We start from the raw sequence: 22131 nt of genomic DNA on the forward strand, positions 1-22131 counted from the left end.
ACCGTCTGGGTTCGTCCGATCCATGAGGAAAAAACATGGCAACATCGCCGTTGTACGTGCAGGTAAACCCCGAACAATGGGTCATCATGGATCGTCCGGTTCGCGATCCGCAGGTCCTCGAGCGGTGCACGCCTGAGGTCGTCGCCGCGGCGATCTCCCACATTGATGGGGCCGAGGTCGTGTCGGTCACCGTCAACACCACCGGACGATTCCAGCCACCACCGCCGATGATGCCCGGCTTCCCCCCGCTGCCCGAGATCACCGGGCTGCCCGACTACTGCGACGTCCGCATCCGCCAGACCGGCCCCGGCGGACATGTCGCCGAGGTGGTCGTCTGGCTTCCGCTGGACTGGAACGGTCGCTTTCTGGGCTGCACTGGCGGCGGGAACCGGACGGAGCCCGCCTGGGCCTTCCCGCTGCCCGCTGCCTTCCGCGGCAATACCATGCCGATCGCCATTCGGAACGGGTTCGCAACCGCGGGGACCGATGCCGGCAATCGCGACCCCCGGCCGGTGGACTGGGGCCTGGACCCCGAGACCCGGGAACTGGACTGGGACCTGATCGAAAACTGGGTCCACCGCAGCACCCACGAAATGACCATCATCGGCAAAGCCGTCACCGAGGCCGTCCACGGTGTGCCCCCGCAGTACTCCTACCTCCAGGGCACCTCGGGCGGCGGGCGGGAGGCGATGATGCAGGCCCAGCGTTACTCCCAGAACTACGACGGAATCTGGGCCGCCGACCCGGCACTGAACTGGAGCCGGTTCATCCTCGCCGAGATCTGGCCGGTCCTGGTGATGAACGAGGAGAACAACCCGCTGGCCCAGGCGAAGCTCGAGGCCTTCCGCGAGGCGGTGCTCGACGCCGTCAGCGGGTCCGACGGCGACCGTTTCCTGCCCGACGTTTCGGTCCCGGACTGGGATCCGCACAGCATCGTCGGCACCCACACCGACGCGGGCGTGATCACCGAGACCGACGCCCGCGTCATGCGCAAGATCTGGGACGGTCCACGCCGAGCCTCCGGCGAACAACTCTGGTACGGCCTGCGGCCCGGCACCCAATGCTGGGGGGCCCCGGTCGGGGCTGGCTTCGGTCTGGCGGGCAGCGCGACCGTCGACGGGAAGGTGCAGCCCGTGCCGTTCTTCATTTGTAATGGCTACGTCGGTGGCTGGCTGCAGCGGGAGCCCAACTGGGACTGGACAACGCTGACCTACGAGGAATTCGAGCGGCTCTTCGACCACAGCGTGGCCGAGTTCGCGGCACTCGACGCCGACAACCCCGACCTGTCCGGCGTGCGTGACGCCGGAGCGAAGGTGCTGCTCTCCCACGGGCTGGCCGACGAAGTCATTTTCCCCGAGGGAACCCTGCACTACTACCAGCGGGTCCTGGAGACGATGGGAGGCCCGGACAACACCGACCCGTTCTTCAGGCTGTTCCTGTCCCCTGGTGACGGACACGGCCACCTCGCCGGCGATGGACCCGGTCTGTCCATGGCCAGCGGCATGGCGGCGCTGATGAACTGGGTGGAGCACGGGGTCGCCCCCGACTCGATCGTGGGCGAGCGCTACGACGCGACCGGCACCCAACTGCTCGAGGCTCGACCGCTGTTCCCCTACCCGGCCCAGTCCCGCTACACCGGCCAGGGCGACCGAACCGACCCGGCGAACTACACCCGCGTCGTCCCGGAAGCCGCCGATTCCCTCCGATAGGCGCCCTCCGCCTGCCGCACGGTGTTCAGGTGTGCGGACAACGTCGGTGATCCGTGCAGCCGACCCCCGAAGGAAGTTCTACAGGTTTCACCGTTTGCAGCGAGTGTGAGGGAGATCGAGTTGAGCTTCCGGGTGGGGGAAGGACGTCATGGTGCCGTTGCGGGACGGGGTGAAGTTCGCCACCCCGTCCCATAACGGAACTCAGCCTGCCGGGCGGGGTCGGCGTGCGGGTCGTGGCGCACCCACATTCGGCGCTGCGCGTGCCGGACGGCCCGCTCGATTCCCTCCCCGTACCACCGAACTTCGGTCCGGAACTGCGGCATCCGCCGTCGTCGGCGGACCTGGCGCATCTGTGCGAGCATGCCGGTGATCCGGAGGGCGGAAGCTTGCTCTATCAATTCCGCGTGGGCGATTTCGTATTGACCTGGCACGACACCTCCGGGCCGGTGAGCACGGACGCGCCACAGGTACTCGACCCTCCCGCGGCCTGCAGCGACTGCTGCTCGATCCCGCCGACTACATCGCCCCGAAGCGGCTGACCTTCTCCCTGTGAGACCGGCCGACGGCGGCGCGTCCCGGCGCGGTCGCAAGGGTCCCTCGGCCTCAGCGACGACCAGCGGGGGTTATTCCATCTTCAGCCGACCCGCCATCATGCGGCACAGTTCGTCGGCGATCTGCTCGCCGGTGGCATCGATCCACCCGACAGCCCAGTCGTGCATCAGGCCGTTGATCGCGCCGATGAACGCCGCCGCGGCGAGGCGGAAGTCGAATTGCTCGATGTAGCCGCGCCGAAGCGCGTCCTCGAACAGCCCGACACACAACTCGATCCAGCGGGATCGCCGTTGAAGGCGCTGCTGGTCGAGTTGCTCGCCCACGCCGACGATTTCGACGAACAGGATACGGACGTAGCGCGGGTCGCGGGTGACGGCATCGATGTAGGCGTGCACGAGCCGCGCCAGCCGGTCAGCGTGGGATAGGCACTCGACTGCCTCGATCTCCTCGATGACACGTCTTTCGACCAAATCGTTGACGTACAGGTGGAGATCGGCCAGCAGATCCTCGAGAGTGTTGTACTCCTCGTAGAACTGCCGGGTCGACAGGCCCGCGTGCTTGGACACATCCACCAAACGGCTCTTGCGATATCCCGGGCCTGAGCCGAACAGATCCAGTCCGGCTTCGCGGAGTCGCAGGCGTCGCTCGGCGTGTCGCTCCGCTGCTGGTCGGCCACCGTAACGGCCTGTCGCGGAGGCGATCCTGGCCACATCTGCCCCTTTCTGCGGGTCGGCGAAACCGGCACCGAGGGGTTGTGGGCCACGACACGAATGGCTACTCTTCGGTAGCCCAAGTTTGGTTACGCGAATGTTCAAACTTGGGTCGCAACGCTCACAAGGCTCTGCGTTCGGTGCCCTGCCGGGCCCGGTTGTTCACCGTTGCGGTTGCTGGGCCCGCCCTGCCCAGGGCGGCCCCAGCGTCGTGGGGCGCGGTTCCACCCGAGCCCCACGATCCGCGGTACTTCTCTGGAGGAATCCTATGCGCGTTCCAGCAGCCACTCGTCACCGCCGGCGATTGTGGCGCAGCGCGGCAACGGCCATGGCCGCCACCGTGATGGCCGGCCTGTTCACCTACGAGGTCGCCCAGGTGCAGGCAGCGCCGGGCCTGCGGGAGGTGATGCTCGTCGGCAACAACTGGGAAGGGGTCGCCGACGTGATCGAATCCAGCGGCTCCTTCGCCAAGATCGGGCGCATCGACCTCATCCCCGACAAGGACGAGCGCCTGCGCGAAATTTACCTCGACCCGGTTGAACTCGCGTTCTTCCTCGGCATCCGGCAAACGGTCGGCGAAGGACACGACCAGTACATCGACGACATGTACACCACACCGAACGGAACGGCCATCGTCGTCTCCCGGCCCAGCTTCGCCGACGTCGTCTCCATCGACAGTGCCACCGGCAAAGTCAACTGGCGGTTCCCGGTATCGGGCAACCGCGCCGATCATATGGCCGTCTCCCCGGACGGTGCCCGGGTCGCGGTGTCGGCCTCGACCAGTAACATCGTGCACCTACTCGACATCGCCAGCGGCGCCGAACTGGGCAGGTTCGCCACCGGCGACAAACCGCACGAGAACGTCTTCACCTCCGACGGCAAGATCTGGAACATGGCCATCGGTGACGTCAACTCCGGCCTCGACGCCCCGGAGCTGGACTTCACCAAGGGCGATCGCAAGATCACCATCGCCGACGCCGCGACCTACAAGGTCGTCGAGACCATCGACATGCGAGACCGTCTGGACGCATTCGGTCAGAAGGGTCTCTCCGATGCCGTGCGTCCGGTGGCGTTCACCCCGGACGAGTCCACGCTGTATTTCCAGGTGTCGTTCTTCAATGGGTTCCTCGAATACGACGTGGCTTCCGACAAGATCCGGCGGATGAAGGTACTGCCGAAGAATCCCAAGACCAGCGACGAACGCAGCACCTACGTCAACGATTCCCGCCATCACGGGATGTCGATGGATCCGTCGGGCAACAAGCTGTGCATCGCGGGAACGATGGACGACTACGCCACCGTCGTCGACCGCGCGACCCTGAAGGAGGGACCGCTGGTGCCCGCAGCCAAGCCCTACTGGGCGACCGTGAGCGGCGACGGGAAGGCGTGCGTGATCTCCGAGAGCGCCGCCGACCAGGTGACCGCGATCGACTTCGCCACCGGCAACAAGATCACCTCCATTCCGGTCGGCGACCACCCGCAGCGCATCCGGGTCGGCAACCTGCCGACCGGGTGGAAATCGCCCGCCGCCTGAAGTCCGAGCAGGGGACCGGCGTCGGGGTCGAGGATCCGGTGAGGAGTGGCGATGCGCCCGAGCCGGTCCCCGCGGAGGCGCCGTGAATTGTAAACGCCCTGGAACTGCGCGTTCTTGGAGTACGAGTTGGCCACCTGCAGATCGCGCGCTTCGATCTGCGCGCGGATCACCGCAGGGTCGAGCAGTGCTTCGTGAGCGCGTTCATCCGTCCGACGATCTCGTCGAGGTTGCTCGCCGGGCCATGGCCAGGTTTTCGGGGAACAGCAGTGCCATTACCGCGCGGGCGGCAGGGTAGGCGCACGAACCGGTGAGAACCGCGCGGTAGAAGTTGCGGTGTTCGGCGACGTGGCGTGCCATCCAAGGAAGGTTGGTGCCAGCTCTCCCGTAGTGGTTTCAATTCGGGTTCCCGGGCCGGCTCGGCCGGATCGCCGGTGGTAACGGATCGACGGCGATAGTCCGGTGGCTACTTCACGAAGCCACGCTTCGCTCGGTTGCCCGCTTGCGACGTCATGGGACAGCTCACTGTCCGAGGAACAACCGCTCGCATGGCATGCGAGGCAGTAGGCGCAGCCCTTCGGTCGTGTCGCGAAGGAATTCGATCGTGCACCAACGTCTTTTCTGCCAGTCGCGAACGACGCGGCGAGCGGCGGTCGAAGCCACCGCGTAGTCGAAGACCAGGCCCGCCATCCATACTCGTACATGGATGTCGCCTTCGGAGAGGAGCCATTCGTCATCTAGCATGCTGCCCGGCTCCTTTCGCGTACAAGTATCGAGAGCTACGCGCTTTCAAGTGCACCGCTGCAACGTCTTTTATCACTGTTGATTGCATTTCGTCTCCCGACCACTGGGTCCTGAACTCCGGTGAGACGAGACTCGACCGCCGAGCTGTCGCGCCTGTCCGGGGCGGAACCGTGAGATGGGCTCGGTGCAAAGGAGAGGAAGCCGGCGACGTTGTCGAAGCGGTACCGTACTCCGATCCGGGCAGCAGCTCCGGATCGGGGACACGATAGTTCGAGCGGGCAAGCACGCCTCGGGCTTTGCTGAGCGGAAACATCAGGTGAGTGTGGTGATGTCCAGGTCGCCGTCGGCGTACTGGCTGCGCAGCCGCTTCTTGTCGAACTTGCCCACACTGGTCTTGGGAACCTCGGCGACGAACGTCCAGCGTTCGGGCAACTGCCACTTGGCGAACTTGTCGGCCAGGAACTCGCGCAGTTCTTCGGGTTTGGCTTCGGCGCCCTCGGCGAGCACGATCGCCACCAGCGGGCGCTCGTCCCACTTCTCGTCCGGCACGCCGATCACGGCGGCCTCGGCGACCGCGGGATGGCCGATCACGGCGTTCTCCAGATCCACCGACGAGATCCACTCGCCACCGGACTTGATCACGTCCTTGGATCGGTCCACCAGAGTGAGGTAGCCGTCGGAGCTGATCTTGCCGACATCGCCGGTACGCAACCAGCCCTCGTCGAACTTCTCCGGGTCGACAACGGTGCCGTCCGGCGAGTAGTAGGAGCCGGTGATCCACGGACCGCGCACTTCCAGCTCGCCCAGCGACACACCGTCGTTGGGCACCACGCCGTCGTCACCGACCAGACGCGCGCGCACACCGGCCGGGAAACGGCCCTGAGTCACCCGGTAGGCCCACTTGTCCTCGTCGGTCACCGCGGTGGCGGGCGGATGCGCGACGCTGCCCAGCGGCGAGGTCTCGGTCATGCCCCACGCGTGCAGCACCCGCACGCCGTGCTTCTCCTCGAAGGTGCGCATCATCGACGGCGGTGCAGCCGATCCGGCGACCACCACCGCACGCAGGTGCGTGAGGTCCTGCGAGTGGGGGCCCAGTTCCGCTAGCACGCCGCCCCAGATGGTGGGGACGGCGGCGGCGAAGGTCGGCTGCTGCGCGGCCATCATCTCCAGTAGCGGTCTCGGCTGCAGGAACCGGTCCGGCATCAGCACATTCGCTCCCGACATGAGTGCCGCGTAGGGGATTCCCCACGCGTTGGCGTGGAACAGCGGGACGATGGCCAGGAGGGTGTCGGACTCCATAAGGCCCAAGCCGTTGTTCGCGCAGACCTGCATGGCGTGCAGCCAGTTCGAGCGGTGCGAGTACACCACACCCTTCGGATCGCCGGTGGTGCCGGAGGTGTAGCACATCGCCGCGGCGGAGCGCTCGTCGATCACCGGGAAGTCGTAGGTGTCCGGCTGCGCGCCGAGCAACTCGGTGTAGGAGTGCACCTGGATGCCCTCGGGCGCGGTGAGCGTCGCCGCGTCGCCATTGACCACGATGACGTGGCGGACCGTCATCAGGTGCGGCAGGATCTGGCTGAACAGCGGCACCAGCGTGCCGTCCACCAGCACCACCTGGTCCTCGGCGTGATCGGCCACGTAGACGACCTGCTCGGGGAACAACCGGATGTTCAGCGCGTGCAGCACCGCGCCCATCGCGGGCACCGCGATGTAGGCGACCAGGTGCTCGTTGTTGTTCCACATGAACGTGCCCACCCGGTCGCCGACCCCGATACCCAACGAGCGCAGCGCGTTCGCCAACCGCGCCGACTCGGCGCCGACCTCGCGGTAGGTCATGGTGCGCACGCCGGACCCGGTCCAGGTGGACACGGTCGAATCGCCGGCGAACGTCGATGCGTAGCGCAGCAACGTCGCCAGCGACAACGGCTCGTCCTGCATAGTGCTGGGAAATGCTATGTCTGTCACGGTTTTACCTTGTGGTGGTGGGGTCAGTGGGTTCGCACGGGAAGTAGGACGGCGGAGGGGTGGTCGGGTCGTGATGGATGTGCGGAGAGGCGCTCTGCAGTCTGGTGGCGGTTAGGCGGGGTTCACCGGTGCCGAGGTTGCGGTTGTAGAGGGGGAACGCGCCGCTGGAGACCTGGACGCGGATGCGATGGCCACGCTTGAACAGATACGCGTCGAGGCCAGAGCGACGGTGACACACCCGAGTTCGTCGGCTCCGGTGAGGCCGGTGAGGCCATCGCAAATGTTGGTCGAGCGTCCGGTGGGATCGACGTCGCAGAGACGGACGAATACATCGGCGTGGTGCCGGCTGGAGCGAAACCAGAGCTGCGCGCAGACCTCGCCGATAATTTCGAGATCGTCGTCGAGTATGTCGCTGGTATGCGGGAGGACATCGGGTCGTGCTTCCAGCGCTGTGTTGTCCACGCGCCCGGCCTGTTGCAGCGTGATGTAGTCGCGGAGCTGGCCCTGTAGGAAAACATCGAACCAGCTGGTGATCGTGCTCACCGGAACCTCGACCTGGGCGACCTTGTCGTCGTGACGGGCTCCGGCCCAGTATGTGGATTCGGAGTCGTGTGAGGAAGTCCTGAATGATCTCCGATCGCTGGCCCAGCGCCACTCGGTCGGCGTCCGACGGCGGGAGTGTCAGCTCGGCGCGGCGGCGGCGCCGGGCGCCCAGCAGGAACCGGGAGGTGGCCCACGGCCTCGTCTGCATGACGAGTACGCCCCACCCGCACGCCGCCGTCTCCAGGTTGAAGGCGTCCCTGCGCAGGAATTCCAGACCTAGCGCCGATTCGGTCACCGCCGGGATCATCGCCTTGACTTGGGCGGCGGCTGGTCTGCCATCGCCCACTGGGTGTACCCGAGGTAGCTGGGCCCGTAGAGCACGATCGAGTCCCCGAACCACGGCTGCTTGCACACCCGCTCGACGGTGTCGAGTCCATCCAGCCGCTCGTGCCGCATCGGAGAAAAACCTTCCGGTGGAGCCACCGGTACCGCGCGCACTCTGCATCACTACCTGAAAGCCCCGCTCGGCCAGCGGGCGGACCAGCTGCGCTGCGACCGGCCCACCGCGACCGTAGGGGCCGCGCACCAGCACCGTGGGCAGGCCCTGGCCGCCTGAGCGAGGGGCCCATCGATCGGCCAACAGAATGGCGCCGTCGCGCATGGGCACCTGCAGATCACGCTCGACAATCAGATCTCGGGTGATCGGGGGCGGCAGCTTCAGCATTCGCTGCAGCAGGAGGCTGGCCGCAGAGGGTCTTCTCGTGGGGGTCCTCCCTGGGGCGATGCGGACGCGGCCACGGTGCGGGTCAGCTCGGTGCGGGACATCAGACCTCTCGCGCCGAGTCACCCGACCTACGCCAATGTGAGCAACGCCCGACCGCCGGCCGCGCACCCGTTGATTCGGGCTTCCGGGGTTGTCCGGGAGTGCCGCATCCATAGCGACTGATGCTAAACACATGTATATAAATGCACAAGTGTTACATTTTGCGGTCGTCTCGCGTAAACGGAGCAGCATGGCGACCAGACCCCGGATGACGGCCTCCCAGCGGGGCGGGCAGGTGCTACGCGCGGCGGTCTCCACGTTCGTCGAATCGGTTACGCCGCCACTCGCACCGATGAGGTCGCCCGGCGAGCGGGCAGGTCGCAGCCCTCCAACTGCTGCTACACGGATTCGCGGCCGGCGCGCACCCGGCGATCGGCGACCAGGCCCGGGCTCGCTTAGATGGGATCTACCACCTGATCCGCGATCTGACCGGAGTCTCGGAAACCGAGACGCGCCACTTCCTGTCCACCGGAATGCTCCTCACCGCCATGATCGCGATGCGCGTGGCAGGCCCGGATGCGGTACCCGCCACATGGGCGAGGGATATCCTGGAAAACCTGCGGCCGAGAACGATAAGGCCAGCTTTATTCGGCTGCCGGGACGACCGATCCGACGGCAGCGGTAGCGACATCAGCGACGACGGTCTGCTCGGATCGAAGTAACCGACCTTTCCGGCGAGCCCGGACGGCCCGACTCGGTGTGCCGGTCGCTGGCCGCGATTGTTCGCGTTCGCGAAGCACTGGTTTCACGAACCGGGCCGCACGCTCGGGTTCGGTCGTTCAATGGTCGCTGTCGGGAATGCGGGGGCTGATGACGGCTTGGAGTCTTGCCATGCGTTCGCCGAGGGCGACCGGGTCCAATGGTTCGGGTCCTTCGATGAGCCACTCGCTGAGCACCGCTGTGGTGCCGCCGGTGAAGAAGTCGGCGATCTCGACGGCTGTGGCGTCGTCGAGGTCACCGAACAATTCGCGGGCGCCGAGGATGCTGTAGGGCCGGAACAACTGTGCGACCGTGCGCGTGGCAGCGTGGGAGCAGGATCCGACCAGCACGGCCCGGTAGAAAGTGCGATGCGCGGCGAAATGGCGGGCAGTGTCGAGCATGGTGGGCAGGGCACCGATCTCGCCGAGCGTGAAGCCGGTCAGTAGTTCCTCGGTCAGCAGATGCGCGACCGCGTCGGCGAGCAGCGCATCGCGGTCGCCGAAGTGCTGGTACAGCACGCGCCGGCTGACGTCGGCGGCCTCGACCAGGTCGGTCACCGAGATATCGGTGGTTCCGCGCTCCTCCACCAGTCGCACCGCCGCTCCCAGTAACGCCGCTCGCGTCTTGCGCACGCGCCGATCGGTCACTGCCCCCTGGGCCGAGAGTTCGACATTCACACGTTCAATACTGCACAGTTGTACAGATATTTACCATTGTTAACTAAGTGACATTCCCGACCCCGGCTGAGCTCGCAGTGTAGAGCTCCGCGATTTCGGTGGTGTATTTGTCGAGGATCGCGGCGCGGCGCAGCTTCAACGTGGGCGTCAGCTCGACTCCAGGCGTCCACTCGCTATCGAGGATCTTGAATTTCTTGATCTGCGCGACCCGTGCGAGGGTCGTGTTGGCTCGCTGGATCTGTTTGTTCACCTGCTCGTAGAGGTCGGAGTGCGAAGTATCGATCGCGCCGGCAGCGGCCGGGTCCGCGACGACGAGTGCGACGACATACGGCAGACCGTCGCCGATCGCGCAGACCTGGCTGATGAGGTTGCCCGCGGAGCGGACTGCCATCTCGATGTTGGCCGGAGACAAGTTTTTTCCGCCCGAGGTGATCAGGAGTTCTTTCTTGCGGTCGACGATCCAGATCGTCCCGTCCTCGATACTGGCGATGTCGCCGGTGTGCAGCCAGCCCTCGCCGTCGATCGCCTCGGCGGTCTTCTCGGGCTGGCCGCGGTAGCCGCGCATGAGTTGCGGGCCGCGGACGAGCAGTTCTCCGTCGGGCGCCAACGCGATTTCGACGCCGGGCAGAGCACGTCCGACGCTGCCGGGGCGCAGTTCGTCCGGGGTGTTCGTCGCGATCGCGCAGGAAGTTTCCGACATTCCCAGCAGCTCGCACAGGGGCAGGCCCAGCGTGACGAAGAAGTCGATCACCGCGCGTGGTGTCGGTGCCGCGCCGGTCACCGCCCAGAGCGTCGATCCGAGTCCGAGCCGCTGGAGCAGACGTTGTCCGAGCGCGGGATCCGCGACGACCTCGGCCAGCAGGTCGCCGGGGAACTGGAGCTCGAGGGCGGTCTTGAACTTCTCCCACACTCGGGGCACGCCCCCGAAGACGGTCGGCTCGGTCTCGGCCACGCAAGCGGGAAGGTTCGCGGCGTCGGCAACACAGGTCAGGGTGTTGGCGTAGGTCATGAACGCCGAATAGTGCGAGCTCCATCGGTCGGCTACATGGGCGGCGGACAAGAAACTGATCTGGCGGCCGTGACCGTCGAGCGGATGAACAGCGTGGATACCGCGGAGCTGGGTGAGCATGCCGGCGTGGGTCAGCTCGACGCCCTTGGAGGGGTCGGTCGTGCCCGAGGTGTAGATCAGGGTGAGCAGATCGTCGGGACCGACTTCATCGGCGGCACCGAAGTCGAAAGTTGTCTCCTCAGCTGCGAGTTCGGCCAGCAGGTCCTGTCCGTCTTCGGCGGCCGCGTCGACAGCCAGCAGTTGCCCGAGCGGCGCTCCGAGTTCGGTGGCGCGGCGCAGCACGGGAACGAAGCCCGATTCGGCGATCACCACACACGCGCCGGCGTTGGCGAGCACGTGTCTGACGTCCTCGGCGGGAAGGGTGTTATAAACGCTGAACGGCACCGCGCCCAGCATCATCAGGGCCGCGTCGACGATGTGGAACTGCGGGATGTTGCGCATCATCAGCGCCACCGTGTCACCGCGAGCCACGCCCAGTTCGCGCAGTCGCTCGGCGACGGCTCCGATGCGTGTGATCGCCTGCCGGTAGGTCCATTCGACCCCGGTTTCATAGGAGCGCAGCGCGATGTGGTCGGGATATTTGCCGGCGGTGGCCCGCAGAAGATCGCAGACGCTTCGTGCGTCGGTCAACAGCTGGTGGATTTCGTCATGGCGCGCCGTTGTCACCGGGGTTCCTCCTGTTGTGCTGAGTCCGAGTGGCCGGTGGGACCGCTGGTGCGGACCTCCCTACTCCGATCGCCACAGATAATGCACATCTGTTTACAAAAGCACAAGTGTTTACAAAATGCGATGCGGCCGTGCCCGCAGTCTCAGTGCCGGGTCGATGTCGGCTGCGGCGGCGGGCCGGATCTGCGGACCAGCAGTGCCAGTGCCGTCGCGGTGAGCACGATGGCGGCGCCGGCGATGAATGCGGCGCGCGCCCTGCGCGGCGGCCTCAGGGACGGCGTTCACGCCGACGCCTATCGCCGAGTGCGTCGACATGACGGCGATGAACAGGGCGGTTCCGGCGGCGACTCCGACCTGCTGGATCGTGTTGATCAGGGCGCTGCCGTGGGCGTAGGGCGAGATCGGCGAGCGCGCAGGCGAGCACCGGCGTGAAGGCGAGAGCGAAGCCCAGGCACAGCAGCAGGTGCGCTGTCAGCGCCCGCCCGGCACCGGTGCGCGCGTCCATGGAGGTCATGACCGCCAGCGCACTGGCGCAGATGATCATGCCGGGGATGACGAGCGGGCGCGGCCCGAGCCGCTACACCCATGATCATCTCGTTGAGCACCACCACGAAACCCCGCACACGCGAGCAGTGCGATCAGCGGCCGGGTGTTTACTGCGCGAGCGGGCTCTGTCGATGCGGTCAGGGATGGATGTATCGAGCGGGCTTTCGGCAAATGTAAGGTAACACTTGTTCCGTGAGTCACAGATGTGCATGATCTGAAGAGGGCAGCGCCCTTTTCGCCGCTGCGGACCCGCAGTTCAGGGGTCAGCCTGGCTGAGGCCGCGACCCCGGTGGGCCGGATCGCCGCGGCTTTTCGACCGACGACGTCGTCAGGAGTTACACCATGAAGATTCCGGTTCTCGGATACGCAGGCACCGCCTTGATCGGCGGGCCGCTGAGGCCAAGCTCGACCGTCTCTCCGCCAGTCTCGACGCCACCTATGCCCTCATCCGGACGAAGGCACCCAATGCCACGGTCGTCGTACTGGGTTACCACCGCATCCTGCCCGACACCATCGCCGGTTGCTTCATCGAGTCGATCCTGACCCAGGACATCGTAGACTTCGGCAACCGTTTGCAGCGCCGGCTCAACGACGAGGTCGCCGCGGCCGCCGCACGGGCTGGATTCATCATGCTCAACCGGTGGCAGGACGGCGCCAACAGTGTCTGCGCACCCGATGGGGAGCGTTACGTCACCGCCACCGGGCTCGGCCCGGGCGACGAGGGCGTGGCCTATCACCCCACCCTCACGGGACGCGAGTACAGCGCGAATCTCATCGCCGAGGCGTTCCTCGCCCGATGACCCGTCCGGTGCCGGTGACCATCGCCCGGCGATGGTCACCGGCACCGTTTCGCCTGGCCCGAACCATCTCGGCCACAGAGCTTTCGAGGGCCGGCCGCATGCCCGCGGTGCAGGGTTCAGGGCAGGGTCCGCCGCGAGCGAGCCGTTGGTGCAGCGGCTGCACTGCCGCTTGTTGTCGAATCCGCCCGCGCTGGTATTCGGAATCCCGGACACGGAACTTCCGAAGCTCGGCCGGATCGGCGTGCGCGCCCTCGGCGAGTACGACCGCCACGACAGGCGTTCGTCCCACCTTCACAGGAACGTGTCGACGCGGTTCGCCCCCCGATACCCAGGCTGTGCAACAGGTTGGCAAGCCGTGCGGACTCGGCGCCGACCTCCCTGTAGGTCTTGCTCCGCGATCGGCCGCCGGTCCAGGTGGACGCCGTGGAATCGCCGAAAAGGTTGAAGCGTAGCGCAGTGAGTCGCCAGCGACAGCGACTCGTTCTGCATCGTGCTCCTCGACGAGGTTCTCTGCCCGTTCGTGTCCGCGCTCTCAACCTCTCCGGACCGGCAGGATGATCGCCGAGGCATGCTCGGGGCCGTGGTGCACCTGCTGATCGGCGACCCGCATCCGTGTGGCTGCACGGCGGGGATCACCGAAGCCCAGATTGCGGTTGTGAAGCGGGAACGCCCCGCTCGACACCTGGATGCGGATCCGGTGGCCGCGCTTGAACAGGTACGCGGTGGGACTCAACGACACAGTCACACAGCGAAGTTCGTCGGCGTCGGCCACGCCGGTCAGGCCGTCGCAGATATTGATGGAGCGCCCGGCGGGGTCGACGACGCACAGCCGCACGAACACATCCGCATGGGATGCGCTGGATCGGAACCAAATCTCGGCGGCGACGTCACCTATGATCTCGAGTTCCTCGGTGAGCGGATCGCTGGTGTAGGTCAGCACATCCTGGCGCGCCTCCACCGCGGCGTTGTCGACCCGACCAGCCGTCGTACCGGGCAGCAGGCGCGAGCCGCCGAGGATCGGCGTCGGATCGGCGGGGCCGTAGCGGTATTCGTCCGGGCTCGTCGCCAGCTCGGGCTGCTCCTGCGCGAGCTTGCCGCCCGGGTGCAGGTGGAACCGGTCCGGCGCGTATCCCGCGGGCGGCCAGGCGGGCAGGTCACGCCACCGCTCGGCACCCATCACGAACACTCGCACCGGCTCGCGGTGCTCCGGCTCGATCCCGTGCGCGTGCGCCATACCGAACCTGAGGACCTCCTGCACTGCAGTGGAGACGACCTCGGGGGAATTGTGCGACCACGGCCCCACGGTCAGCCTGGCCGGACGGCCGGCCTGCTGCAACGCGATGTAGTCGCGCAGTTGATTGACGAGGAAGACGTCGAACCAGCCGGCCACCAGGCTCGCCGGGACCTCGACGTCCTTGACCTTGTCGCTGATGTCCGCCTCGGCCCAGTACGGGTCGGAGCCGTTGTGCACCAGGAAGTCCTGAATCGTCTTGACTCGATGACCCAATGCGACACGGTCAGCCTCGGAGAGCGGCAGCGTCCACTCGGCGCGATGACGGCGGCGGCTACCGAGCAGGAAACGGATCGTCGCCTGGGGTCGGCGCTGCAGATCGGTCAGTACACCCCATCCCAGCGCCGACTCCAGCGCGAAGCCATCCTCGCGCATCCAGTTCAGGGCGATCGCGGAATTGGTCACCGCCGGGATAATGGCTTTGACCTGCGCTGGTACCTGATCCGCTACCGCCCACTGTGTGTAGCCGAGGTAACTCATGCCATAGAGCACCAAGGAATCCCCGAACCAGGGCTGCTTGCAGATCCAGCGATGGTGTCCAAGCCGTCGCGCCGCTCGTCGCGCAGGGGATCGAACTCACCGCCCGAACCGGCCGTGCCCCGGCTGCTCTGATACAGCACTTGATAACCCCGTTCGGCCAGTGGCCGTGCCATCTGCAACGCGATCGCCCCGCCCCGGCCGTACGGTCCGCGCATCAACGCGGTGGGCAAGCCGTCACCGCCGTCGCGCGGTGCGTAGCGATCTGCGAGCAGGACCGTGCCGTCGCGCATCGGAACCCGCAGCCCGCGCTCGATCCGCACATCCCGGGTCGGCGGCGGCGACAGCTTCAGCATCCGTTGGGCGAGAAAGCTTGACAGCGGAGGTGTTCTCATCGAAGTCCTTCGTATGCGCGAGACCTGTATGCGCGAGACCTGCCGCGCAGTCGCGGTGGCGGCATGGATCGAATGCCCCGGGCAGTCCGAGATCGGCTTGGTCGGCACGTCCACTCTGCCCGCGGCGTCTGTAGTGCGTGCGTCCGACACCGGTGCCGGACGCACCGTGAGCAGCAACGCCCACCTGAACATATTGCACATACGTTCTTAAAATTACAAGTGTTACTTAACGAAGCTCAGCCGAATGGAGGTCCGATCGCGAGCAAGCAGGTCGGATCGCCGGCTGCGAGTGCGGCACTCCTCAACCCAAAGCGGTCAGGACCGGCGGGGCACTCCTTCGAGGACCGATTGAATGCGGGCCAGACGCTGGGTGAACTCGTCCGGATCCAAGGGAGTCGGCGCTTCGGTCAGCCACTCGGTAAGCGCGGCCGCCGTCGCGCCGGTGAAGAAGTTCGCCACTTCGGCGGCGGTCCGGTCATCCAGCGGGCCGAACATCCGATGAGCGGCGGCAGCGCTGTAAGGATGAAAGACGGCCGCCAGCGTCCGCCCGACGGCATAGGCGCAGGACCCAGCCAGCACGGCGCGGTAGAACCGCCAATGCTCGGCGAAGTGCTCGGCTATCGCCCCGGTCGTGGCGCCGATCTCGATTCTGTCGTCATGCCGCAACCGCGGCAGCAACTGTTGCCGCAGCAACTCCGCCGCCGCCTCGGCGAACAACGTCTCTCGATCGCCGAAATGTTGATACAGCACCCGGCGGCTCACATCCGCGGCGTCGGCCAACTCGGCCACCGAGACCTCGGTCGATCCCCGCTCGCTCACGAGCTCGACAGCCGCGGCGACCAACGCCGACCGCGTCCGCCGCACTCGACGATCGCCGGACCAGGAGCCCCTCGACAGCTCGGTTCCCATAACCCCATTGTGCACAAGTGTGTTTTAGATTACAAACGTTAACTCTGTGTCGATGTCAAAACCTCTTCCACCTCGACAGTTTCTGCCCGCAGCCATTCCAGGCCGGGCGCTCGCCCCTTCTCGCATTATGCAACTCGTTGCATAACATCGGCGGGAGTCATAACCTCGCCTTCGATCACACGTAACCGCCACCGTCAAAGGAGTTCCCGTGGCGCTGCCTCCCGCGCTTGCCGGTCCGCTCACCCTCCCGGTCATCGGATCACCGCTGTTCATCGCCTCCGGCGTCGACCTGGTGATTGCCCAATGCCAAGCCGGGATCATCGGCTCGTTCCCGGCTTTGAACGCCCGCCCGGCAAGCATGCTCGACGAATGGCTGCGCGAAATCGCCGAACGCAACCACGCCTTCGCCCGAGACAACCCCGGCGCGGTGGTCGCACCCTTCGCCGTCAACCAGATCGTGCACCGCTCCAACGACCGCCTCGACCACGACATGGCCGTCATCGCCGAACACCGCGTGCCGATCGTGATCACCTCACTCGGCGCACGGCCCGAAATCAACGACGCCGTCCACTCCTACGGCGGGATCGTGCTGCACGACGTCACCAACAATCACTTCGCGCGCAAAGCGATCGACAAGGGCGCCGACGGCATCATCGCCGTCGCCGCCGGCGCCGGCGGACACGCCGGAACCCAATCACCGTTCGCACTGGTCCGCGAGATCCGCGAATGGTTCGACGGCCCCCTGGCCCTGTCCGGCGCCATAGCCCACGGCAACTCGATCCTGGCAGCCCTGGCTGCCGGCGCCGACTTCGCCTATATCGGATCGGCGTTCCTGTCGACCGAGGAAGCCAACGCCGTGCCCGGCTACAAGCAGATGATCGCCGACTCCTCCGCCGCCGACATCGTCTACAGCAACCTGTTCACCGGCGTACACGGGAACTACCTCCGCGGCAGCATCGTCGCAGCCGGACTCGACCCCGACAACCTGCCCCAATCCGACCCCTCCGCCATGAACTTCGGCTCCACCGACTTCGACGCCAAAGCCTGGCGCGACATCTGGGGAGCCGGACAAGGCATCGGCGCGATCACTGCCGGCCACAGCACCGCCGAACTCGTCGGCCACCTCGCCGAGCAATACGGCCGAGCCCGACGCGAACTCGCGCAGAGATTCACCCCTGCGGGGTCCGCCGAACGCACTCACCCCATTGCTCACGGTGTTTCCGGGGGGACCCTCGCATGACCGCCACCCTCGACTACCACGACAAGATCGCCGTGCTCACCCTTGGCGACGACGAGAACCGCTTCACCCCCGCCTGGCTCGACACCATCGACGTCCACCTCGACGCGGCCGGAAGCAACGCACAAGCCCTGGTGACCATCGGCACCGGCAAGTTCTACTCCAACGGCCTGGACCTGGACTGGCTACTGGCCAACAGCGAGCGCACCGAGTGGTATGTCGCCCGCGTCCAGGAACTGTTCGCCCGCGTACTCACCTTCCCGCTGCCCACTCTCGCCGCGATCAACGGCCACGCCTTCGGCGCCGGCGCCATGCTCGCCCTCGCCCACGACAACCGACTCATGCGCGCCGACCGCGGCTACTACTGTTTCCCCGAGGTCGACATCGACATCCCCTTCACCCCCGGCATGGCCGCCCTCATCCAAGCCAAACTCAGCGCGCAGGCCGCCGCCACCGCCATGACCACCGGCCACCGGTTCGGCGGCGCCGAAGCGCAGACCGCCGGGATCGTCGATGCCACCGCCACCGAATCCGAGCTGCTGGACAGCGCGCTCGATCGGATCGCCGCGGTCATCGGGAAGAATCCCGCCACCCTCGGCGCCATCAAGACCACCATGTACACCGCCGTCACCGCCGCACTGCGCTGACACCGGTTCCGCCATCTGGGACCTGAGCAGCTGGTGGGAGGCTGCTCCGGAGTAGGGCCGTAGTCCGCTGTCCGAGACCGAGGGTTGCCGCCGCAAGTAGATCGGTCGCGGTGTCGACGTCGGTGCGCAGAGACTTCCACTCCCCGAGGAGTTGTTTGGCGCCGGATTGCCTGTGTGCTTGCGCTGAGCCCGGTCCGAACTGGGGAGCCAATGGTGCTTCGCCGGCTAGCAGCAGTGTGGTGCCCGTGCTGTGCCGGTCAGCGCAGAAGGCTCGCTGGGTGCCTGCGGCAGCCAGTGCCTGTCCCAGCTCGTGCGGCCGGAGCGCTGGTAGGTCGCCCGGGAGGACACCGATGCGTAGGCCTTGCTGGTACGCGGTTGAAGCCGCGCTCTGCAATGTGTGGTTGAGCTCGGCGCGCGGATCTTCCTCGGTCCACACCTGGGCGCCGAGAGCGCGGGCTTCCTGGCTGATCCGCCGGTCGGTGGTCAGTACGAGTACGTTCGCGACATCAGGGCAGCTCAGTGCGGCGCTGAGCGTGTCGCAGAACAGGGCATGTACGACACGCTCGTGGGGAATGTCGGTGTGCAGACTTGCACGGAGGCGGGTCTTTGCTCGGCTCGGCGCCTTCATGGGTAGTAGAAGCAGGGCGGGGGCGACCTTCTGCCTAGTGCTCGGCATGCGCTTCGCTCGCTTGTTGCGCCATGTGGGGCTGACCGTAGGTGGTGCTGCGCTGCCGCACCGAACGCCCGGCCGCCGCGGCGATCGCGGTCAGCTCCTCCACCGATCGCTGCGAGCCGTTCTCCGAACCGGCCATGCGGGAGATCGTCTCTTCCATGAGGGTGCCGCCCATGTCGTCTGCGCCGCCGCGGAGGATATCGGCGGCGAGGTTGTCGCCGAGCTTGACCCACGAGCATTGGATGTGGTCGATCCGGCCGTGCAGGGCGAGCCGTGCGAAGGCGTGCACCGCGCGGTTGTCCCGCTCGGTCGGTCCGGGCCGGGCGATCCCGGCCAGGTAGATCGGTGCGTTGTGGTGCACGAAAGGCAGCGGCACGAACTCGGTGAAGGACGCTGCACCCGCCTCGAGCGACCTGTCCTGGATCGCGGCGAGGGTGCGCAGGTGCCCGAGCCAGTGCCGTGGCTCGTCGATGTGGCCGTACATCATCGTCGACGACGACGGGATCCCCAGCTCGTGCGCGGTGGACACGACCTCGATCCATTGCGCCGTGGGGAGTTTGCCCTTGGTCAGGACCCAGCGGACTTCGTCGTCGAGGATTTCGGCGGCAGTACCAGGGATCGACCCCAGCCCGGCGGCCTTGAGTTCGGTGAGCCAGTCGCGGATCGACGCCCCCGCCTTCGCCGCCGCTGAAACGATCTCCATCGGCGAGAAGGCGTGCACATGCATCTCCGGCACGGCCTCGCGCACCGCGCGGACCAGGTCGGCGTAGAAGGTCACCGGTAGTTGCGGGTCGATCCCGCCTTGCACGCAGATCTCGGTTGCCCCGTCCCGAGCTGCCTCCACCGCGCGCGAGGCTATCTCGGGCAGCGAGAGCCGGTAGGCGTCGGCGTCGCGCTCGCGCTGGGCGAAGGCGCAGAACCGGCAGCCGACGTAGCAGACATTGGAGAAGTTGATATTCCGGTTGATCACGTAGGTGACCTCGTCGCCCACGACTTGCCGTCGAAGGTCGTCGGCGAGGCGGACGAGCTCCTGCAGTGCCGGGCCCTGCGCGGTCAGCACCGCCATCGCCGCCGTCTCGTTCGACGGGGCCAGCAGCGCCGCCGGGTCCGAGGCGGCCAGGTCCAGTCCCGTCCGGGCATCGCTGGTCAGCCGCTCGGGCCCCCCGGACCGCTGCGCTGCCCGGAATCTCTGGGCGGCGAGCTCGCCCCGCAGCTCGTCCCAGTCGCCGTAGACGGAGGCGAAGTCCCCGCGCCGGTCCTGCGTGCGCCCCGCCTTGTCGATACTGGTGTGCAGGTCGGTGCGACCGGTGGACTCGGACCCGCCGTCGGGCTCCTGCCACGGCCGCCCCTCGGCGACGGCCAGCTCGTCCGCCAGCCCGGTCTGTGGGTCGGCCAGCGCCGCGACGTGCGCGTGCAGCCGTGTGTCGATCCACGGCGAGCCCGCCAGCACGTACTTCGGGTAGGCCGTCAACCGCTCTCGCAGCGTGAACCCCGACTCCGCGGAACGCGCCGCGAGTTCCTCGATCACCGGCCATGGCCGCTCGGGGTTCACATGGTCCGGCGTAACCGGCGAGACACCACCCCAGTCATCGATCCCCGCCCGCAGCATCAGCGCGAACTCACTCCCCACCAGGTTCGGCGGAGCCTGCACGCGCATCTTCGGGCCCAGCACCAGCCGGGTCACCGCAATCGACGCCGCGAGGTCCTGGAGGTCGGCGTCAGGGTCCTCGGCCATCGCGGTGTCCGGCTTTGCCCTGAAGTTCTGCACGATCACCTCCTGCACGTGCCCGTGGGCTCGTGCCGCCGAGCGGATCGCGAAGATCGACTCCGCCCGCTCGGTCCGGGTCTCCCCGATGCCGATCAGGATCCCGGTCGTGAACGGCACCCCCACCCGCCCAGCGTCGGTCAACGCCCGCAGCCGGACCGCCGGCTCCTTGTCCGGGCTGCCGTAGTGCGGGCCGCCCTTCTGCGACCACAGTCGCGTCGCGGTCGTCTCCAGCATCATCCCCATCGACGGGGCGACAGGCTTGAGCCGCATGAACTCCTCCCACGACAGCACGCCGGGATTGAGGTGCGGCAAGAGGCCGGTCTCCTCCAGCACCGCGATCGCGCACGCGCGGACGTAGTCCAGTGTCGAGTCGTAGCCGCGCTCCTCGAGCCACTCCCGCGCCGCCGGCCACCGGTCCTCAGGCCGGTCCCCAAGCGTGAACAGCGCTTCCTTACAGCCCTGCAGGGCGCCGGCCCGCGCGATCTCCAGCACTTCGTCGCGCTCCAAAAACGCCGCCGGCACCCGGTGCGGCACGGTCGCGAAGACGCAGTAATGGCAGCGGTCCCGGCACAGCCGCGTCAGCGGGATGAAGACTTTCCGCGAGTACGTGACGATACCGGGACGGTCGGCGACGACCAGGCCCGCGTCCCGCACGGTCGACGCGGCCTCGAACAGCTCCTCCAGTTGCTCCCCGCGCGCGGCCATCAGGATCGACGCCTCGGTCACGTCCAGCGTCGCCCCGTGCCCGGCCCGACGCAGGGCGCGGCGCATCGCTGACGCCGAGACGCCGCACTGCGGCTGGCCCGTTCCTTCTCGATCCGCAATGTTCACGCCGACCTCCAGGCAGTCGTTGACACCCGAGCGTGTCCTGCCAGCAGGATGTGCGGGGCGTTGGGGTCCATGGCATGAACAGACCGGGGACTGCTACGGCTGCCTCGTCGCGCAGCCGGTGCTGGAGCCCCGGCTGTTCTCTTCGCATGGTCGACGGTCGTCGACCGTGCGAACCCCCGGTTGTCGTGGGCGACGCAGATCGCGTGTGCCAGCTCCTCACCGGCGATGCTCTGCTTGTCCGCGACGCGCATCCGGTGGTCGATGCTCCGGTGTGCAGTGAACACGGATGCGTCGTTGATCGACTCGAGGAATGCCTTCAGGCCGGCCAACTCGGTGAAGAGGTTCGGTTCCATCCCGATGTCGTGCGCGCCGCCGCTGCTCCGGAGCTGCAGTAGATGATTCTCATCCCGGCGCCTGTCCACCGCGCGGATGGAGCCGTCGACCAATGCCTCGATCTCGATCCGAGTCGCGTAGTCGATGTCCGTCATCGGTGGCCTCCTCCGTTGCGCCTGACAAATGCACCCCGTGCCCGGGACCGGGCACGGCCGGTGGGATGCGTCACGCCACCATATGGTCGAGGGCCCCGCAGCTCGATGCTGCTGAGCGGTCCGTTGTTCTCGACCACAAAGCACGCGGCGGATGCTGACGCACCGACGTGCGACACACACGCCCGAGTCTGATGTCGTCTATCCGGAGGACCAGGAGCGTGACAACAGGGGCGTGCGTGGCTGAGTAGAACGATCGGCGGGTCCCGGCGTTGGCCCGGACGTCGGCGCATCGACCTGCCACGCCAGTACGAGCGGCGAAGGCCTCATGTAAACGTCCCGCCCCCGAGGCGCGGGCGACGAGGCCACCGTGGGCGGTTGTAG

19 protein-coding genes and 2 pseudogenes are annotated in these 22131 nt (G+C 66.9%); 6 read left to right on the forward strand and 15 right to left on the reverse strand.

What is annotated here, in order from left to right; all coding sequences use genetic code 11:
- Positions 1-35: 35 nt before the first annotated feature.
- On the forward strand, positions 36-1709 hold the full coding sequence (locus ABZ420_RS21725) for a tannase/feruloyl esterase family alpha/beta hydrolase (RefSeq protein ID WP_357125523.1): 1674 nt from the start codon (positions 36-38) through the stop codon (positions 1707-1709).
- Positions 1710-1942: 233 nt separating this feature from the next.
- A complete protein-coding gene (locus tag ABZ420_RS21730; RefSeq protein WP_357125526.1) occupies positions 1943-2248 on the forward strand; it encodes a hypothetical protein in 306 nt (101 codons plus the stop codon).
- An 84-nt stretch (positions 2249-2332) separates the two neighbouring features.
- Here ABZ420_RS21730 and ABZ420_RS21735 read toward each other — a convergent pair whose 3' ends face one another.
- Positions 2333-2833 carry a hypothetical protein gene (locus tag ABZ420_RS21735; protein WP_357125528.1) on the reverse strand — a complete coding sequence of 167 codons (501 nt, stop codon included), beginning with the start codon at positions 2831-2833 and terminating at the stop codon, positions 2333-2335.
- A 406-nt stretch (positions 2834-3239) separates the two neighbouring features.
- Here ABZ420_RS21735 and ABZ420_RS21740 point away from each other — a divergent pair, with 406 nt between their 5' ends.
- Complete coding sequence (locus tag ABZ420_RS21740; RefSeq protein WP_357125531.1) at positions 3240-4505, forward strand: YncE family protein; 1266 nt, start codon at positions 3240-3242, stop codon at positions 4503-4505.
- A gap of 201 nt (positions 4506-4706) precedes the next feature.
- Here ABZ420_RS21740 and ABZ420_RS21745 read toward each other — a convergent pair whose 3' ends face one another.
- The 9 genes and pseudogenes from ABZ420_RS21745 to ABZ420_RS21785 form a co-directional block, all read right to left on the reverse strand.
- On the reverse strand, positions 4707-4862 hold the full coding sequence (locus ABZ420_RS21745; RefSeq protein ID WP_357125533.1) for a hypothetical protein: 156 nt from the start codon (positions 4860-4862) through the stop codon (positions 4707-4709).
- Between the two features lie 162 nt (positions 4863-5024).
- Entirely contained in the window at positions 5025-5246 is a 222-nt protein-coding gene (locus tag ABZ420_RS21750; protein ID WP_357125536.1) for a hypothetical protein, read from the reverse strand.
- 312 nt (positions 5247-5558) lie between these two features.
- The gene (locus ABZ420_RS21755) at positions 5559-7184 is read right to left on the reverse strand and encodes a long-chain fatty acid--CoA ligase (RefSeq protein WP_357125689.1); all 1626 of its coding nucleotides are present in this window, start codon (positions 7182-7184) and stop codon (positions 5559-5561) included.
- A 31-nt stretch (positions 7185-7215) separates the two neighbouring features.
- Positions 7216-7416: a CocE/NonD family hydrolase C-terminal non-catalytic domain-containing protein gene (locus ABZ420_RS21760; protein ID WP_357125692.1), complete on the reverse strand. Its 201-nt coding sequence runs from the start codon at positions 7414-7416 to the stop codon at positions 7216-7218.
- Positions 7323-7754, reverse strand: a complete 432-nt coding sequence (locus ABZ420_RS21765; RefSeq protein WP_357125539.1) for a CocE/NonD family hydrolase C-terminal non-catalytic domain-containing protein — start codon at positions 7752-7754, stop codon at positions 7323-7325. Before ABZ420_RS21765 ends, ABZ420_RS21760 begins: the two co-directional genes overlap by 94 nt.
- Before the next feature lie 303 nt (positions 7755-8057).
- Positions 8058-8210 carry a CocE/NonD family hydrolase gene (locus tag ABZ420_RS21770; protein ID WP_357125542.1) on the reverse strand — a complete coding sequence of 51 codons (153 nt, stop codon included), beginning with the start codon at positions 8208-8210 and terminating at the stop codon, positions 8058-8060.
- A gap of 61 nt (positions 8211-8271) precedes the next feature.
- Positions 8272-8769: pseudogene (locus ABZ420_RS21775) on the reverse strand (hypothetical protein); the annotation flags it as partial.
- Between the two features lie 587 nt (positions 8770-9356).
- Complete coding sequence (locus ABZ420_RS21780; protein ID WP_357125545.1) at positions 9357-9953, reverse strand: TetR/AcrR family transcriptional regulator; 597 nt, start codon at positions 9951-9953, stop codon at positions 9357-9359.
- Positions 9954-9996: 43 nt separating this feature from the next.
- Positions 9997-11688 (reverse strand): AMP-dependent synthetase/ligase, encoded by a 1692-nt coding sequence (locus ABZ420_RS21785; protein WP_357125546.1) that lies wholly within the window; start codon positions 11686-11688, stop codon positions 9997-9999.
- Positions 11689-12806: 1118 nt separating this feature from the next.
- On the opposite strand from ABZ420_RS21785, the gene ABZ420_RS21790 reads away from it, so the two are divergent.
- Positions 12807-13034: a hypothetical protein gene (locus tag ABZ420_RS21790; RefSeq protein ID WP_357125549.1), complete on the forward strand. Its 228-nt coding sequence runs from the start codon at positions 12807-12809 to the stop codon at positions 13032-13034.
- A 532-nt stretch (positions 13035-13566) separates the two neighbouring features.
- On the opposite strand, the pseudogene ABZ420_RS21795 reads toward ABZ420_RS21790, so the two are convergent.
- Together ABZ420_RS21795 and ABZ420_RS21800 are read right to left on the reverse strand one after the other, a co-directional pair.
- A pseudogene (locus ABZ420_RS21795) lies at positions 13567-15398 on the reverse strand (CocE/NonD family hydrolase).
- Between the two features lie 114 nt (positions 15399-15512).
- Complete coding sequence (locus ABZ420_RS21800) at positions 15513-16106, reverse strand: TetR/AcrR family transcriptional regulator (protein WP_357125552.1); 594 nt, start codon at positions 16104-16106, stop codon at positions 15513-15515.
- A 208-nt stretch (positions 16107-16314) separates the two neighbouring features.
- Here ABZ420_RS21800 and ABZ420_RS21805 point away from each other — a divergent pair, with 208 nt between their 5' ends.
- Both ABZ420_RS21805 and ABZ420_RS21810 read left to right on the forward strand, forming a co-directional pair.
- Positions 16315-17346 carry a nitronate monooxygenase family protein gene (locus tag ABZ420_RS21805; protein ID WP_357125555.1) on the forward strand — a complete coding sequence of 344 codons (1032 nt, stop codon included), beginning with the start codon at positions 16315-16317 and terminating at the stop codon, positions 17344-17346.
- Positions 17343-17990, forward strand: a complete 648-nt coding sequence (locus ABZ420_RS21810) for an enoyl-CoA hydratase-related protein (protein WP_357125558.1) — start codon at positions 17343-17345, stop codon at positions 17988-17990. The genes ABZ420_RS21805 and ABZ420_RS21810 overlap by 4 nt, the downstream gene beginning before the upstream one ends.
- On the opposite strand, the gene cofC is transcribed toward ABZ420_RS21810, so the two are convergent.
- Genes cofC through ABZ420_RS21825 form a run of 3 tightly spaced genes read right to left on the reverse strand, consistent with a single transcriptional unit; the run spans position 17971 to position 21750 of the window.
- Positions 17971-18666 (reverse strand): 2-phospho-L-lactate guanylyltransferase, encoded by a 696-nt coding sequence (gene cofC, locus ABZ420_RS21815; protein ID WP_357125561.1) that lies wholly within the window; start codon positions 18664-18666, stop codon positions 17971-17973. The genes ABZ420_RS21810 and cofC overlap by 20 nt on opposite strands.
- Positions 18653-21262, reverse strand: coding sequence for a bifunctional FO biosynthesis protein CofGH (locus ABZ420_RS21820; protein WP_357125564.1), 2610 nt, complete (start codon positions 21260-21262; stop codon positions 18653-18655). The genes cofC and ABZ420_RS21820 overlap by 14 nt, the downstream gene beginning before the upstream one ends.
- Positions 21259-21750 (reverse strand): hypothetical protein, encoded by a 492-nt coding sequence (locus tag ABZ420_RS21825; protein ID WP_357125567.1) that lies wholly within the window; start codon positions 21748-21750, stop codon positions 21259-21261. The genes ABZ420_RS21820 and ABZ420_RS21825 overlap by 4 nt, the downstream gene beginning before the upstream one ends.
- Between the last annotated feature and the right edge of the window lie 381 nt (positions 21751-22131).

The sequence above is a fragment of the Nocardia sp. NPDC005745 genome (genome assembly GCF_040630775.1).
Taxonomy (GTDB): Bacteria; Actinomycetota; Actinomycetes; order Mycobacteriales; family Mycobacteriaceae; genus Nocardia.